Below are 14744 nucleotides of genomic sequence, written 5' to 3' on the forward strand. Positions count from 1 at the left end.
ACTACCAACAGCTCTGAGGAACCTGTCGACACCAGCGCGGCCGGTCAGAAGGGAAACGTCAGCGTGAACAGGAGCGAAGCATCCATGCCCGATGAGGAGTGGGAGCGCTTCCTGCGGGACGCCGCGGCCGGAGTCGGGTCCAAGGACGCACCCAAGGAGCCGTCGGCGCGGGCGCGGATGGTGACACGACGACTCCGCGAGCAGCCGGCGGCGCCTGAGGGGTGGCGGACTTATCGTCCGGCCACCCCTACGCGCCGCCGAAAGCCCTGGTACGCGATAGGCCTGACAGCCGCAGTCGCGCTGGTGGTCTTGGCTCTCGCTCCGGGGTCGGTGATCGGGTGGTTCGGAGACGGGGATGAGGGCTTGCCCTTGGCTGCCGAGTCCGAGCGGCCGAGCGAGCCACCCTCAGGCGGGTCTTCCGGCCAACTCCCCACTGCCAACGCCCCGTTCCGGGGCTCGCCCGCAGCGCACTGGGCGGACGGCGCGGACGGGATCTACGTCCCCGCCGCGCGGGCGACGGGCTGGATGAGCAAGGTCCAGGTCAGGCAGGCGCTCGACCGGACCCGGGACTTCCTCGTCGGGTCGAACCTGGACGCTGACGTGCTGCGGGGCGAACGCCCCACCGAGGCGATCCGATTCCTCAACCCCCAGCAGCGCGACGTTCACGACTACCTGAGGGACGCATTCCGCGCGCCCAGCCCAGAGAACGACCCCCTACTGCTCTTCACCCGCTTCGACACGGCGAAAGTGCAGCTCGTCGGGGACGTCGTCAAGACACGTGGACGGATCACCTACCGCGAAGGCGAGCGCGGTGCGCTCGAAGTGTCAACCGACGTCAGCTACGTCTATCCGGTCATGCGAGCCGCCGCCGGCAGCAGCGAGGTGGTTCGTACCATCGTCCGTCGCGAGGTGGTGATGAGCTGGGACGACCCGGCGAAGGTCCGCATCGACCGGGGTACGTTCTCCCTCGTCTCGTATAAGTCGCACACCACCAATGGTGGCTGCGGAACCTACACCGGCTACTTCACCCCCGAGTTCGGCACCGACCGCGCCACGGTCCCCCCGGGAGACGGTTCCGCGATCGACCCGTACGATCGCAGCCGGCCGGTCGACGAGCGCACGCGGGGACGAGGCGACGTCCGGCGGTGCGGCACCGCGACACGTTCCTGAAACGCTCATGCGGGCAAGTCTCGCCGATGAGGGGTGCAGTAATACTGCGCCGCTCATCGGCGTTTCCTCGCTTGGCGAGTAGTTACAGTGAGTAGTCCGTTCTGTAGGCGGCTGCCCAGGTGGTGGCGCGGCCCGTCCACGACAGTTACTCAGAGCCAGTCGCGCCGCTTGAAGATGAAGTACAAACTGGTGCATACAGTGGCCATCAGGGCGATCGAGAGCGGGTAACCAAGTACCCAGTGCAACTCCGGCATGTGATCGAAGTTCATGCCGTAGACCGTCCCGACCAGTGTCGGCGCGAACAGGATGGCGGCCCACGACGAGATCTTCTTGATCTCCTCGTTCTGTTCGAAGCCCGCCTCCGCCAGAGCCCGCATCTCCGCGTTCTGCTGCTGGGTCACCAGGGTCGCGTTGACCGTGAGGATGTCCGCCAGGGCCTGGCGGAAGCCGTCGACGCGTTCGCTGGTGTGGGTGACGTGGTCGGCGACGTCGCGGAGGTAGCGCTGGAGTTCCTCGTCCGTGCCGTATTTCGTGAAGCCGGCCATCAGGCCGTGCAGCATGCTCACCAGGGGACGGGTGGCGCGCTGGAACTCCACCATCTCGCGGGAGAGTTCGTAGATGCGGCGGGACACCTCGGGGTCGCCGCGGAAGACCTCGGTCTCGATCTCGTCGATGTCGTTCTGCACACCGGCTACGACGGGCGCGTAGCCGTCGACGACCGCGTCGAGGATGGCGTACAGGACCGCCTCCGGGCCGAGTTTCAGCAGCTCAGGGCTCTCCTCCATCCGGCGGCGTACCGCCGACAGGTCCGGGGCCGCGCCGTGCCGGACCGTGATGACGAAGTCGGGGCCCACGAACACGTGCAGCTCGCCGAAGTCGACCTCCTCGGGCGCGTCGAGATAGCGGGCGGCGCGCAGGACGACGAAGAGCGTGTCGCCGTAACGTTCCAGCTTCGGGCGCTGGTGGGCCTCCATCGCATCCTCGACGGCGAGCGGGTGCAGGTCGAACTCGGCCGCGAGCGACTTCAGCTCGGCCTCGGTCGGGCGGGCCAGGCCGATCCACGCCATGCCGTCCCGCTGGTCGCGCAGCTCGTGGAAGGTGTCCGCGAGGGAGGCCGGCGCCGAGACGCGTACGCCGTCGCGGTACAGCACCGCCTGCACGACGCTGCCGAGATCCGCGGCGGGGTCGGCGGAGGCGTCCTGCGGCTGCTGCGGCGACGTGGGCTCCGCGGATGACGGTGGGGGAGAGGCCGCCGCACGCCGCCATGCGTACTTCTTCGCCATTTTCCGAGCCGCTACGGGGCGCGCTCGTCGCTCTGACATCGCGGCAGCCTCCCGTGTCCGTGTCGCTTGTGCGTCTGTCGCCGTTCTGAACCGGTGTTCCACTGCCCAGCGTCCCACCGGCGGTCTCCGATGGCCGGTGCCCCACTGGCCGTCGTCCCACTGGCGGTGTCCATCTTGTCGGCCCCCATTGACCGCTTTGGCAGGACTGTAGCTGTCCGCAAGCCGGGCTACCGTGCGGGGCATGACCAAGACGACGACCTCGGCGGCGCGCGTGCTCAGTACCCGTGAGCTGAACCGCGCCACCCTCGACCGTCAGCTGCTTCTGCGCCGGAGCGCCGTGTCCGCGCGCGACGCCGTCGAGCACCTGCTCGGATTGCAGTCGCAGAACGTCAAGCCGCCGTACTTCGCCCTCGCCGCCCGGCTCGACGGCTTCGACCCCGAGGAGCTGTCGGCGCTGATGGCCTCCCGCGAGGTCGTCCGCATCGTCACCATGCGGTCCACCATCCACACCCACACCGCCGACGACTGCCTCACGTTGCGACCGCTCGTGCAGCCGGCACGCGACCGGGAGCTGAACAACTTCCGCGACGGGCTCGCCGGAGTGGATCTGGACCGGCTCGCCGAGCTCAGCCGGGAACTGGTCGAGGCCCAGCCGCGCACCATGAGGCAGCTGCGTGAGGCGCTGCTCACCGAGTGGCCGGAGGCTGATCCGCAGGCGCTCGCCGTCGCCGCTCGCTGCAAACTGCCGCTCGTCCAGGTCACCCCGCGCGGCCTGTGGCGGCAGAGCGGCCAGGTCGTCCTCACCACCGCCGAGAAGTGGCTGGGCCGCCTCACCGAGCCGTCCCCCAGGCTCTCGGCTGTGCTCGAGCAGGGAGGTACCCCCATCGCGCCGGACGCGACCGTCCTGCGCTACCTCGCCGCCTTCGGCCCCGCATCCGTCAGGGACATGCAGACCTGGGCGGGCCTGACACGGCTGCGGGACGCCGTCGAGCGGCTGCGGCCCCAGCTGATCACTTTCCGTGACGAGCACGGCATCGAACTGTTCGACCTGCCCGCCGCACCCCGCCCCGCGCCCGACACCCCGGCAGCGCCCCGCTTCCTGCCCGAGTTCGACAACCTGCTGCTCTCCCACGCCGACCGCACCCGCGTCGTCCCGGCCGAGCACAAGGGCCGCAGCTGGAAGGCCAACCAGGCCTTCTGCACGCTGCTGGTCGACGGCTTCCTGGCAGGCGTATGGCGGCTGGAGGAGAGCAGGGACGGCGCGGCGGCAACGCTGACGATCCAGCCCTTCGACGCCCTGACCCGGGTACAGCGGGACGAGGTGGCGGCGGAGGGGGAGCGGATGCTGAAGGTGATGACCGGGGCCTCGTCGTACGACATCCGGTTCGGGACTGTGGTCGCATAGGCGGTGCCGCTGGACGCGAGGGGCGGCTCAGTCCGCGCGGCCCGTCGCCGCGACCGTCACGCCGAGGCCGATCATGGTGAAGCCGCCGGCGCCGCCGATCAGCGACAGGCGGCGGTCGGAGCGGGCGAACCAGGTGCGCGCCGCGGACGCCGTCAGCCCCCACAGCGTGTCCGTGATCAGGCCGATGCCGATCGGGACCAGTCCCAACAGCAGCATCTGCGTGGGCAGATGCCCCGCCGTGTGGTCGACGAACTGCGGCAGCACCGCCGCGAAGAAGACGATGCCCTTGGGGTTCGTCGCACCGACGAGGACACCGTCGAGGACGGTACGGACATCGCCGTGCGCCGCGGCGTCGGACGGCTCGGCCCTGATGACGTCGGCCTTCAACTCCTTGCGGTGCCGGAACGCCTGGACGCCGAGGAACACCAGATACGCCGCCCCCGCCAGCTTCACCGCCATGAAGACCACGACCGACCGCTCGACGATCGAGCCGACACCGAAGGCGACCGCCACGACCAGCAGATACGAGCCGACGACATTGCCCAGCACGGTCGCCATCGCGGTCCGCCGCCCGTGCGCCAGGGCCCGGCCGATGACGAACAGCACGCTCGGCCCCGGGATGACGATCACCAGCAAAGACATCGCGGCGAAGGCCAGAACCCGGTCCGTGGACACCATGCCCATCACCTCCAACGCCCGCCATTCAACCGCACGCGGCCCGCTGTGGAGAGGGCTCTGCGGGCCGAGCCGCGAATCCGGCCGCGGAGTCACTGTCACAGCCGTGCATGGGAATCGCCGTGTTCCGTGCGGGACATGCGGGGGAAACACCGCGGCCCTACCGTGGCGTGAACCACGTGAACCAATCGGTTCAACGCTGCATCCATGTCAGCTGCATCCATGTCAAAGGGGAGTCGGGCAATGGACGTCAGTTCCGCAAGTTTCATCCCGCGCCGGGTGGCCGGTGCAGCCGAGGCCCGCGAGGTGCTCGCCACCGAGGGTGCGGCCATCGTGACGGGGCTCTGCGACGAGGAGTCGGCTGTCGCGTACGGCCGTGAGGTCATGGGTGACAAGGCCGTCCGTATCGGTACGCAGTTCGAGGCCACCAAGGCGCACGGCGAGAAGGAGGCGGCGCAGGTGGCCATGCAGCCCGTCGACTCGCGCGGCCGCAAGCGCAGCATGGCGCCGACGGAGGAGCGCATGGTCGCGCACAACGACGGCTTCGCCTTCGGCGACTACGCGCCCGACCACCTGTTCCTGTGGTGCGAGCGCCCGGCGGCCAGGGGCGGCGACTCCTTCCTCATCGACACCTCCCGGCTGCTCGATCTGCTCGCAGCCGACCCGGAGTGGGCCGCTGTCGCCGACTTCTGCCGCGGCATCGACATCGACCACTCCGAGCCCAACTACCCGCAGGGCACGCACGCACCCATCGCCCGCACCGCCCCCTCCGGGCGCTTCCAGGGCCGCTACCACCCGTATCTCGCACCGGTCGAGGGCCCGTCGGAGGCCGAGCACTGGACCTTCGTACGCAGGTGGGAGGAGGCGGTCGTCGCGGCGCGCGACACAGGGCCCATGTTCCGGGTCGACGCGGGCGAGATGATCTGCATCGACAACTACCGCGTCCTGCACGGGAGGGACGGCCACAGTGATCCGTTGCGCAAGGTCTGCTCGATCTGGGGCTGGTCGACGGACGCGGTGGCGGTTCCGGAGGGGCCGCTCGACATCGTGGTGCCGAAGCTGCCGATGAGTGCGTAGCGTGCGGCGGCCGCCGCACGCAGCCACAGGGACGGCCGGGGGACCACAGGAAGACGCGATGTGCGACGCGGCCGATCGAGCAGCGCAAGCCGGAGATCAGCCCGGGGTCCGCGGATCAGCGTCCCCCGAGCGGCGCCGCCGTCCGCGCCTTCCTCGCCCTCTCCGCGAAGGAGGCCGCCGCCGCCGCGTTGACGCGGAGGGTCGCCTCGCGGTCCCCCGCCGTGAGCAGGTCAAGTTGCAGGCCGCGCCAGAGCGAGACCAGCTCGCGCGCCAGATCGTCGGCCGCGTCCGCCGGTACGCCGTCGGCGCGCAGCGCGGCAGCCGCCCGCTCGCGCCAGTCCTTGGCGACGGCTCCGAGGAACGCGTCGAAGCGGCCGCGCTGGTATCCCGCGAGGCCGAGTACCTCGAAGAAGACGCGGTGGAAGGGCAGGTTCTCATCCGCCGACAGCGTCTCCCAGGCCGCCTCCAGCCGGGCACGCAGTGGCTGTGACCGGTCCTCGAGGAGCTCGAAGACCGGCTCGAGCAGCGGAAAGCGGCGGCTGGCCTCCGTGAGCGCCGCCGTGATCAGCTCCTCCTTGGACCCGAAGTAGTACAGCAGCATGCGGTTGTTGCTGCCCACGGCCTGGGCGATGCCGCGCAGGGACAGGCCGGCGACACCGTGGGCCACGATGTGGTCGGCGCACAGCCGCAGCAGGCGGGCACGCTCGCTCTCCTCCGGGGAAGGGGACATGTCTCGCACTCTAAGAGCCTCCGGCAGTAGGTGGGGCGGCGTCGCGGGCTCTGGCACGCGCATCTGCGGCGTTGTCGTCAATCACCATCGCTCCGCGATGCCTCAATCCTCCGCCTTGCAGCTGCACGCACCAGAGCCCGCTCCTTCTTCCGCCCCACCTACTGCCGGAGGCTCTAACGGGGCTCCGCCCACGTGCCGCCCGGACAAGGGAGAGGGGCGCCGCGGACCGCTTGTGGCAGTCCGCGACGCCCCGGCGCACCTGAGGGTTCTCAGGAGGTGATCATGAGGTGGTGATCGGGGAGATGGTCAGGCGTCAGGAGTTGACCTGTGCCGTCACGAGGGACGAGAAGGTGGTCAGCCGGGTGTAGACGCCGGGGTACTCCGCGTCCGCGCAGCCGTAGCCCCAGGACGTGACGCCCGCGAGCCGGCCGCCGATGACCAGCGGACCGCCGCTGTCGCCCTGGCAGGTGTCCACGCCGCCGCTCGAGTATCCGGCGCAGACCATGTCGGATGCGATGTACGACGAGCCGTACGCGGCCGAGCAGGTGGCGTTGGAGACGGTCGGGACGGTCGCCGTGCGCAGCTGGTTGGAGGACGAGCCGCCGGAGGAGGTGGTGCCCCAGCCGAGGATGCGGGCGGTGGTGCCGGCCGCGTACACACCGGTGTCGGACGAGGAGACATAGCCGATGGGCGTGTACGGCATCGAGGTCGACAGGGTCAGCACGGCGACGTCGTCGCCCTCCTCGGCGGACGTGTAGTCGGGGTGGATCCATATGCTGCTGACCGACGCGACGGTGCCGTTGGTGCCGTTGCGGTAGGTGCGGCCGCCGACGACCTTGGTGCTGCTGGTGGTCCGGCCGTCCACACAGTGGGCGGCGGTGACCACCTTTCTCGCCGCGACCAGCGTGCCGCCGCAGAACTGGCTCTGAGAGGCGTTGGTGATCTGCATGACGTACGGGTAGGCGGACGCCGTGGTGGTCGTGCCGCCGACGATGGGCTGGGGCGCGGCGACGGCGGCGGGAGCGCCCAGGGCGACGGTCGCGGCGGCGGCAGCGGTCGCCGCGCACACGGCGGCGGCCTTCTTGACACGGGTGAGCCCGAACATGGATCTCCTCAGGGTTGCCGGTGGGGGGTGATGCGCGGGTGGGGGGTGCTGCACCGGCCTTGCGGGGAGGCGAGCGCCGGTGCCCGTGCGTACGGCACGGCCTCACGCTAGGGGCGGCCCTCCGGGTGGCCCAATAGGGGTTCTCCCTCGGGGAGTTGCCCAGGGAAAACCCTCGATCCGGTTCCGGCGGCCGTCACCCGGTCCGCTGTCCCGCCGCCAGCCGAACGATGTCCACCCGGGACCGGATGCCCAGCTTCCGGTAAACCCGCGTGAGCGTGGCCTCGACCGTCTTGACGCTGATGAACAGCCGTGCGGCGATCTCGCGGTTGGTGGCGCCTTCCAGTACGAGCGCGGCGACCTGACGCTCCGTCGTGGCGAGGGTGTCGAGAGCCGGGGGAGCTGACCCGACGAGGCCCGGTCGAGCCGCCCTCTGCGTTCTCGCCGGGACCGCGGAGGTGGGGGCCGAGGCGGCGGCCGGCGAAGGGGCGGGCGAGAGGGCCCGCGCAGTGGCCGGAGAGGACACGGCCTCCAGCGCCTCCAGTTGCCGCAGCCACGGCTGCGCCTTGCAGCGCCTCAGCAGCCGCGCAGCCTCGTCGTACGCGCTCTGCGCCGCCACCGTGTCCGGCCCGCCTGCCCTCAGGCGAGCGAGTTCGACGGCCGCACGGGCCTCCTCCAGCCCGTACCCCAGCCTCCCGAGACGGTCCCGTGCGGCGGTCAACCGCAGTGCGGCGGCGTCGCGTTCGCCGTGTGCGGCCACTACCAGCGCCTCGGCCCGGTCCAGTACGGCGATAACGCTCTCGCGCCCGAGCCGGGCCGCGTGCACGCGCGTGGCGTCGATGACGTCCCGGGCCTCGGCCAGCCCGCCCGTCCGTACGAGAGCCTCCGCCAGGTCGCCGTGCCAGCGGCCCCGCGCGGGGTCCGACACGCCGAGGCGGCGCTCCAACTCCCGTACCCGCCGCAGCGCCTGGGCCGCCGCCGTGTCGTCCCCGGCCACGAGGTGGGCGTGGCCGAGCGCGGCCAGGGCCCGCGACTGGTACATCAGGTCGCCGTCCTCCTCGGCGCGGCGTACCGCCTCCCCCGCCAGCGCGAGTGCCCGCTCCACCTCGCCGCCCGCGGCCTCTGCGAGCGAGGCGAACATGGCGGCCGCCCCCTCGCCGATCCCCGTGTCCCGCGCCAGCCGCAGGCTCTCGTGGGCGAGGTCGAGTGCCCGGCCGCAGTGCCCGGAGCGCAGTTCGGTCTCGGCGAGCCCGCGCAGGAAGTGCACCTCGCTCTCGGCCATGCCCCGCCTGCGCACCTCGCGGAGCAGCCCGGTGATGGTGGTGCGTGCCTCGGTGAGCCGGTCGCTCATGATCTGCCAGCGGAACCGGGCGCTGCCGACGCCGTTGTGGTCGCAGGCCACGCCTGGGTCCTGCGGCTCGCGCAGGGCACGTTCGAGGGTCGCGGGGGCCTCGGGGTGCCCCATCAGGGTCTCCATCTGCGCCTGGAAGGCGAGGGCCATGAGTTCCGTACGCCGGTCCGCGGCCCTGGCGGCGAGCCGGGCGGCGCGAGCGGCCTCGGCCCGGCCCTTCTCCATGGCGCCCTCCACCAGCAGCGCCCGCCACGCCAGTTGGTAGCGCACAAGCGCCAGCAGCCGCGGATCGTCGCCCGCGTCCGCCAGCGCCTGCGGGAAGACGGCGTCGACGCCGCCCATCGCGTGTCCCGCCGTGTCGATCACGACCATCCAGGCGCGCACCCGGATCGCCGGGTCGGTGGCGCGGTCGAGGACCTCCCGCGCCACCTCGCGGGCGAGGTCCTGTTCACCGGAGGTGAGAGCGTCCTCGGCGGCCCGCAGCCGCCGTTCGTCCACGTCGTGCACGGCATCCGGCGGGGTGTGCCGGGCCGCGAGCAGCCCGAGCTGCGCGGCGATCGAGGGGGCGCCGCGGTCGCGGGCCAGGGCCGCGGCCTCGGCGAGCCGGAGGGCCACCTGCTGGTCGGTGCCCGGTGTGGCCAGGGCGAGGTGGCGGGCCCGCTCGATCGGGTCGGATGCGGCCGTGGACAGCGCGGCATGGGCCGCCCGCCGCTCCTGCGGCGTCGCCTGTGCGTACAGCGCCGCCGATATGAGCGGGTGCGCGAACCGTATGGCGCCGTCCTGCCCGCCGGATGTCTCCCGCTCGGTCGACAGCATCCCGAGCCGGGTCGCGCGGGCGGTCTCCGCCTCGGCGTCCTTCCGGCCCGCGGCGTGCAGCAGTTGCAGCGTGGGGCGTGCCCCCGCGCTCGCCACGAGGAGGGTTCTGCGGGCCTCGGTGGAGAGCATGCCCAGCCGGCTGAGTACGAGGGCGCGCAGCGACGTCGGCACGGGCAGCGGCTCGCCGGGTCTCGGCGGGGTCGGGCTCTCGGCCAGGGCGCGGCCCAGTTCGAGCGCGAACAGCGGGTTGCCGCCGCTGGTGCGGTGGATGTCGCGGACGGTCGAGCGGGGCAGCCCCGCGTAGCCGCGCCGGGTGAGGAGTTCGGAGACCCCGGTACGGGAGAGCGGCGGCATCCGCAGGACCAGCGTCTCCGGGACGGACGCGCGTAGATACCGGTCGTACGGCTCTCCCTGCGGCTCCGTGCCCGTCCGTGCCGCGCACAGCATGCGCACCGGCATCCCGCCCAGGCGGCGGGCCGCGAAGCCCAGCAGCTCGGTGCTCGCCGTGTCCAGCCACTGCAGGTCGTCGGCGACGAGCAGCACCGGGCCCCTGGCCGCCAGCGCCCGAAGCACCGACAGCACCGCGAGGCGCAGCGCGAGTCCGTCGTGGTGCAGCGACGAGTCGCCCCGTCCGGTGAGCGCCGCCTCGAGCGCGGCTCGCTGTGGCGCGGGCAGCTGGTCGGACACCTCGTCCACGACAAGACCCAGGAGGTCGACCAGCGTCAGGAACGGCAGATGGGATTCGGACTCGGTGGCCGAACACCGCAGCACAGTCCGTGCCGTTTCGGCGTATTCCGAGGCCAGGGCACGCAGGACGGTCGATTTTCCTATTCCGGCCGGGCCGTGCAACAGGACACTTCCGCCCCGGGAGAGCTGTTCGCGTGCCCGCGCGAACAGGTCGTCCCGCCCGGTGATCCGCTCCATGACCTGGTCGGTGACCTGGGCGGGTCGGGATCTGGCCGGCTCCTCGAGATCCCGTCGCATGGCCCCGCTCCCCTCATGTCGTGTCCGGGACAATATTATGCAAAGAGGCCTGAGAATTCGGGCGGTTGTGCGGGTGAGTGGAATAACAATCACTCCGCATAAGGGGTTTCACGATGTTGCCGCATGAATAACAAATGACGCGCGTGGGCGGCCGGACGGAACCGGGTCGGCCGGAGGGGACCGGGTCGGCCGGAGGGGACCGGGTCGGCGCGGGGTCGGCCGGAGGGGACGGGGGCTGGCATGCCCCTTCACGATCCCACCCCCGTTCGGGGGTAGTGAGATCCACGTCATGGATTGGACGATGGCAGGCGGCTGTCCGGCAAGGTCCGCAACGAGGAGGGCATATGACGGCGACGACGAGCGCCACCGAGCAGTTCCGCACCGTGCGGGACTTCCTGCTCAGGCACCGGGAGGACTACGCCACCGCGTACGAGGGCTTCGTCTGGCCCCGGCCGGAGTTCTTCAACTGGGCGCTCGACTGGTTCGACGTGATCGCGCGCGGCAACGACAGGATCGCGCTGCACATCGTCGAGGAGGACGGGCAGCGCGCCCGCCTGTCGTTCGCGGAGCTGTCCGCCCGCTCGGCTCAGGCCGCCAACTGGCTGCGCGCCCAGGGCGTACGACCCGGTGACCGCATCCTCGTCATGCTCGGCAACCAGGTGGAGCTGTGGGAGACGGCCCTCGCCGCGATGAAGCTGCGGGCCGTCGTCATCCCGGCCACACCCCTGCTGGGCCCCGCCGACCTGCGGGACCGCGTCGAGCGCGGCGACGTGCGGCACATCATCGTCCGGGCCGAGGACACGGCGAAGTTCGACGACGTGCCGGGGGACTACACCCGGATCGTCGTAGGAGGCGGCGGGACCTCCGCGGCTGAGCCCACGGGCCGCTGGGTCGCGTACGAGGAGGCCTACGAAGCGTCCGCGTCCTTCGAGCCCGACGGCGTCACCCGCGCCGACGACACGCTCATGCTGTACTTCACCTCCGGCACGACCGCCCGGCCCAAACTCGTCGAGCACACCCATGTGTCGTACCCGATCGGCCACCTGGCCACGATGTACTGGATCGGGCTGAAGCCGGGCGACGTCCATCTGAACATCTCCTCGCCCGGCTGGGCCAAGCACGCCTGGTCGAACCTCTTCGCCCCGTGGAACGCGGAAGCCACCGTCTTCATCCACAACTACACGCGTTTCGACGCGGGACGCCTGATGGCCGAGATGGACGAGGCGGGGGTCACCAGCTTCTGCGCGCCGCCCACCGTGTGGCGCATGCTCATCCAGGCGGACCTCGGCCAGCTGCGTACGCCGCCGCGCGAGGCCGTCGCCGCCGGGGAGCCGCTCAACCCTGAGGTTATCGAGCAGGTGCGACGCGACTGGGGCGTCACCATCCGCGACGGGTTCGGGCAGACCGAGACGGCCGTGCAGGTGTCCAACAGCCCCGGGCAGCCGCTGAAGACGGGCTCCATGGGACGACCGAGCCCCGGCTTCAAGGTCGAGCTGCTCGACCCCGCGACCGGCGCTCCCGGGGCCGGCGAGGGGGAGATCGCCCTCGACCTGTCGGCTCGCCCGGTGGGCCTCATGACCGGCTACCACGGCGACCCGGAGCGCACCGCCGAGGCCATGGGCGGCGGTTACTACCGCACCGGCGACATCGGCGCCCGCGACGCCGACGGCTACATCACCTACGTCGGACGGGCCGACGACGTATTCAAGGCCTCCGACTACAAGATCTCCCCGTTCGAGCTGGAGAGCGCCCTGCTGGAGCACGAGGCGGTCGTCGAGGCGGCCGTCGTGCCCGCGCCTGACCCGCTGCGGCTGGCCGTACCGAAGGCGTACGTGGTCCTCGCCGAGGGGTACGCGCCGGGACCGGACACCGCGAAGCTGCTCTTCGAGCACTCGCGGACCGTCCTCGCGCCCTACAAGCGCATCCGCCGCCTGGAGTTCGCCGACCTCCCCAAGACCGTGTCCGGCAAGATCCGCCGCATCGAGCTGCGCGAGCGCACGGCCGCGGGCTCCGCCGACGAGTACCGCGAGGAGGACTTCCGGTGACCCCGAAGCTGCCGGGGTCGTCTTCCGGGGTCACACGGGTCTGCGCATGCACACCCGCGGCCACCGGTCGAGTCCGTGCTCGGCCTCGGCGGCGCGGATCTTCCGCAGTCCCGGGGTGAGTTGGGCCTCGTCGAGGATGCGGAAACCGAGGCGTGCGTAGTACGGCGCGTTCCAGGGAACCTCGGCGAAGGTGCTGAGGGTGAGGGCCGGCAGGCCCCCGGCACGCGCCCGTTCGGCGGTGTGCTCGATGAGCAGCCGGCCCACCCCGCGGCGTGCGGCGCGGGGGTGCACGGAGACCTGCTCGATGTACTCGGCGCCGTCGACGGTCGCGCTGAGCAGATACGCGACGGGGTCGCCGTCGTCGTCCTGCCCGTCGAGGGCCACCCAGGCGCGCCCGGCCCTCCGGAAACGTTCCAGCATCTCGAGGGCGGGCGGCTCGTCGTCGGCGACGGCGGCCATGCCGAGCGCACGGAAGGGCTCGCCGGCGGCGCGCTCGATGTCCTGGAGGGCGGGCAGCTCGGCGGGTGCGGCGCGGCGGATACGCATGGGACGAGTATGCGGGCGCCCGGGAATCCGCGCCCCGCATCGGCGCCTTTCCGGGCAGACCCGGCTTCGGATCCGGCCCACGGATCCCGGCCCATGGATCCCGGCCGGCGGACCCGGCCCGTGGATTCGGGCGGCGGATCCCGGTCACGGACCCGGTCCACGGGTCGTGCCGGCGGATCCCGCCCATGGGTCCGGCCGGCGGACTGGCCCTCGGATCGGGCCGGCGGACCTGGCCCGTGGATTCGGGCGTCGGATCCCGGCCACGGAGCCGGCTCACGGGTCGGGCCAGCGGATCCCGCCCATGGATCCGGCCGTCCGGCCGGCGGACTGGCCCTCGGATCGGGCCGGCGGACCCGGCCCGTGGATTCGGGCGTCGGATCCCGGTCACGGACCCGGCTCACGGGTCGTGCCGGCGGATCCCGCCCATGGATCCGGCCGTCCGGCCGGCGGACTGGCCCTCGGATCGGGCCGGCGGACCTGGCCCGTGGATTCGGGCGTCGGATCCCGGTCACGGAGCCGGCTCACGGGTCGGGCCAGCGGATCCCGCCCATGGATCCGGCCGTCCGGCCGGCGGACTGGCCCTCGGATCGGGCTGGCGGACCTGGCCCGTGGATTCGGGCGTAGGATCCCGGCCACGGACCCGGCTCACGGGTCGGGCCAGCGGATCCCGCCCATGGATCCGGCCGTCCGGCCGGCGGACTGGCCCTCGGATCGGGCTGGCGGACCCGGCCCGTGGATTCGGGCGTAGGATCCCGGCCACGGAACCGGTCCACGGATCGGGCCTGCGGATCCCGCCCACGGATCCGGCCGGCGGACTGGTCCTAGGGCTACGCCCCCGCCGAGTACAGCTCGTCCGCCCGGCTGTTGACCGGCTGCGGGGTGCCCGTGAGGTCGACGACGAACAGGGGGACGCCCAGTTCGTCCGCGCGGACCCGGGCGTCGGCCGCGTAGCCCGCCAGTGAGAAGTAGACGGACAGCGCGGACTCGGCCGTACCCGTGAGCCAGAGGCACTCGACGTCGCGCAGCGTCGCCGGCCGCAGGGACGGCTCCACCTGGGCGACGAGTCCCGTGGCTGCGAGCCCGATCCCGGACGAGGGGCGGTGCTCGGCGCTGCGGATGTCGCGGTAGCCGAGCCAGCGCAGATACAGCGCGACGGCGGTGACCGCGTCGCGTGCGGTGCGGATGGTGACCGGATGGAACGCCGGGCGGGGCGAGGCGGCGGTCCGCGGCAGCGGGATGTGGACAGGCAGGGAGGGCGCCTGCCGGCTCCGCGTCGTGGCCCCTGCCGCGACCGGGATCCTGAGCACCGTCCCGCACGCGCACCCCAGTTCGGGCTGCGGCCACTCGTCCTCGCGCCCGCACGACTCGCACTGCACGCTCACCCAGTCGTCGGACCAGGTCCGGTGGGTGATGGGCTCGGGCGCCGAGCGTGCCATGGGCGGCTGGACGGGCGCGCCGCACGTGCACGGATAGGACGGCGGTGCGTAGAGCTGCTCGCGGCGGCAGACGGGGCACCGCACCGGCACGCTCTCGACCATGACCCACCCCAGAACTCAGAAC

Annotated in this window: 11 protein-coding genes; 4 read left to right on the forward strand and 7 right to left on the reverse strand. The window is 72.0% G+C overall.

What is annotated here, in order from left to right:
- Positions 1–63: 63 nt before the first annotated feature.
- Positions 64–1170 (forward strand): hypothetical protein, encoded by a 1107-nt coding sequence (locus ACSMXV_RS32900; RefSeq protein WP_473174775.1) that lies wholly within the window; start codon positions 64–66, stop codon positions 1168–1170.
- Between the two features lie 149 nt (positions 1171–1319).
- On the opposite strand, the gene ACSMXV_RS32905 is transcribed toward ACSMXV_RS32900, so the two are convergent.
- Positions 1320–2492 (reverse strand): magnesium and cobalt transport protein CorA, encoded by a 1173-nt coding sequence (locus tag ACSMXV_RS32905; protein WP_473174776.1) that lies wholly within the window; start codon positions 2490–2492, stop codon positions 1320–1322.
- Between the two features lie 202 nt (positions 2493–2694).
- Here ACSMXV_RS32905 and ACSMXV_RS32910 point away from each other — a divergent pair, with 202 nt between their 5' ends.
- On the forward strand, positions 2695–3858 hold the full coding sequence (locus tag ACSMXV_RS32910) for a winged helix DNA-binding domain-containing protein (RefSeq protein WP_473174777.1): 1164 nt from the start codon (positions 2695–2697) through the stop codon (positions 3856–3858).
- 27 nt (positions 3859–3885) lie between these two features.
- Here the strand turns inward: ACSMXV_RS32910 and ACSMXV_RS32915 are convergent, their stop codons facing one another.
- Positions 3886–4536: a LysE family translocator gene (locus tag ACSMXV_RS32915; RefSeq protein WP_473174778.1), complete on the reverse strand. Its 651-nt coding sequence runs from the start codon at positions 4534–4536 to the stop codon at positions 3886–3888.
- A 240-nt stretch (positions 4537–4776) separates the two neighbouring features.
- Between ACSMXV_RS32915 and ACSMXV_RS32920 the strand changes: the two genes are divergently transcribed.
- On the forward strand, positions 4777–5610 hold the full coding sequence (locus tag ACSMXV_RS32920) for a TauD/TfdA family dioxygenase (RefSeq protein ID WP_473174779.1): 834 nt from the start codon (positions 4777–4779) through the stop codon (positions 5608–5610).
- Between the two features lie 115 nt (positions 5611–5725).
- Here the strand turns inward: ACSMXV_RS32920 and ACSMXV_RS32925 are convergent, their stop codons facing one another.
- The 3 genes from ACSMXV_RS32925 to ACSMXV_RS32935 all read right to left on the reverse strand — a co-directional run bounded on the left by ACSMXV_RS32925 (position 5726) and on the right by ACSMXV_RS32935 (position 10593).
- Complete coding sequence (locus ACSMXV_RS32925) at positions 5726–6340, reverse strand: TetR/AcrR family transcriptional regulator (RefSeq protein ID WP_473174780.1); 615 nt, start codon at positions 6338–6340, stop codon at positions 5726–5728.
- A 313-nt stretch (positions 6341–6653) separates the two neighbouring features.
- The gene (locus ACSMXV_RS32930; RefSeq protein ID WP_473174781.1) at positions 6654–7445 is read right to left on the reverse strand and encodes a S1 family serine peptidase; all 792 of its coding nucleotides are present in this window, start codon (positions 7443–7445) and stop codon (positions 6654–6656) included.
- A 193-nt stretch (positions 7446–7638) separates the two neighbouring features.
- Positions 7639–10593 carry a helix-turn-helix transcriptional regulator gene (locus ACSMXV_RS32935; protein ID WP_473174782.1) on the reverse strand — a complete coding sequence of 985 codons (2955 nt, stop codon included), beginning with the start codon at positions 10591–10593 and terminating at the stop codon, positions 7639–7641.
- 344 nt (positions 10594–10937) lie between these two features.
- On the opposite strand from ACSMXV_RS32935, the gene ACSMXV_RS32940 reads away from it, so the two are divergent.
- Complete coding sequence (locus ACSMXV_RS32940) at positions 10938–12638, forward strand: AMP-binding protein (RefSeq protein WP_473174783.1); 1701 nt, start codon at positions 10938–10940, stop codon at positions 12636–12638.
- 30 nt (positions 12639–12668) lie between these two features.
- Here the strand turns inward: ACSMXV_RS32940 and ACSMXV_RS32945 are convergent, their stop codons facing one another.
- Both ACSMXV_RS32945 and ACSMXV_RS32950 read right to left on the reverse strand, forming a co-directional pair.
- The gene (locus ACSMXV_RS32945) at positions 12669–13184 is read right to left on the reverse strand and encodes a GNAT family N-acetyltransferase (RefSeq protein ID WP_473174784.1); all 516 of its coding nucleotides are present in this window, start codon (positions 13182–13184) and stop codon (positions 12669–12671) included.
- Between the two features lie 827 nt (positions 13185–14011).
- The gene (locus tag ACSMXV_RS32950) at positions 14012–14722 is read right to left on the reverse strand and encodes a hypothetical protein (protein WP_473174785.1); all 711 of its coding nucleotides are present in this window, start codon (positions 14720–14722) and stop codon (positions 14012–14014) included.
- Positions 14723–14744 lie beyond the last annotated feature (22 nt).

This window comes from Streptomyces sp. DSM 42067, from assembly GCF_055792885.1.

Excerpts from the sequence above, each read along its gene's own strand:
- ACSMXV_RS32905 (WP_473174776.1), bottom strand. The coding sequence starts at position 2,492 with ATGTCAGAGCGACGAGCGCGCCCCGTAGCGGCTCGGAAAATGGCGAAG.
- ACSMXV_RS32910 (WP_473174777.1), top strand. The coding sequence starts at position 2,695 with ATGACCAAGACGACGACCTCGGCGGCGCGCGTGCTCAGTACCCGTGAG.
- ACSMXV_RS32915 (WP_473174778.1), bottom strand. The coding sequence starts at position 4,536 with ATGGTGTCCACGGACCGGGTTCTGGCCTTCGCCGCGATGTCTTTGCTG.
- ACSMXV_RS32920 (WP_473174779.1), top strand. The coding sequence starts at position 4,777 with ATGGACGTCAGTTCCGCAAGTTTCATCCCGCGCCGGGTGGCCGGTGCA.
- ACSMXV_RS32925 (WP_473174780.1), bottom strand. The coding sequence starts at position 6,340 with ATGTCCCCTTCCCCGGAGGAGAGCGAGCGTGCCCGCCTGCTGCGGCTG.
- ACSMXV_RS32930 (WP_473174781.1), bottom strand. The coding sequence starts at position 7,445 with ATGTTCGGGCTCACCCGTGTCAAGAAGGCCGCCGCCGTGTGCGCGGCG.
- ACSMXV_RS32935 (WP_473174782.1), bottom strand. The coding sequence starts at position 10,593 with ATGCGACGGGATCTCGAGGAGCCGGCCAGATCCCGACCCGCCCAGGTC.
- ACSMXV_RS32940 (WP_473174783.1), top strand. The coding sequence starts at position 10,938 with ATGACGGCGACGACGAGCGCCACCGAGCAGTTCCGCACCGTGCGGGAC.
- ACSMXV_RS32945 (WP_473174784.1), bottom strand. The coding sequence starts at position 13,184 with ATGCGTATCCGCCGCGCCGCACCCGCCGAGCTGCCCGCCCTCCAGGAC.
- ACSMXV_RS32950 (WP_473174785.1), bottom strand. The coding sequence starts at position 14,722 with ATGGTCGAGAGCGTGCCGGTGCGGTGCCCCGTCTGCCGCCGCGAGCAG.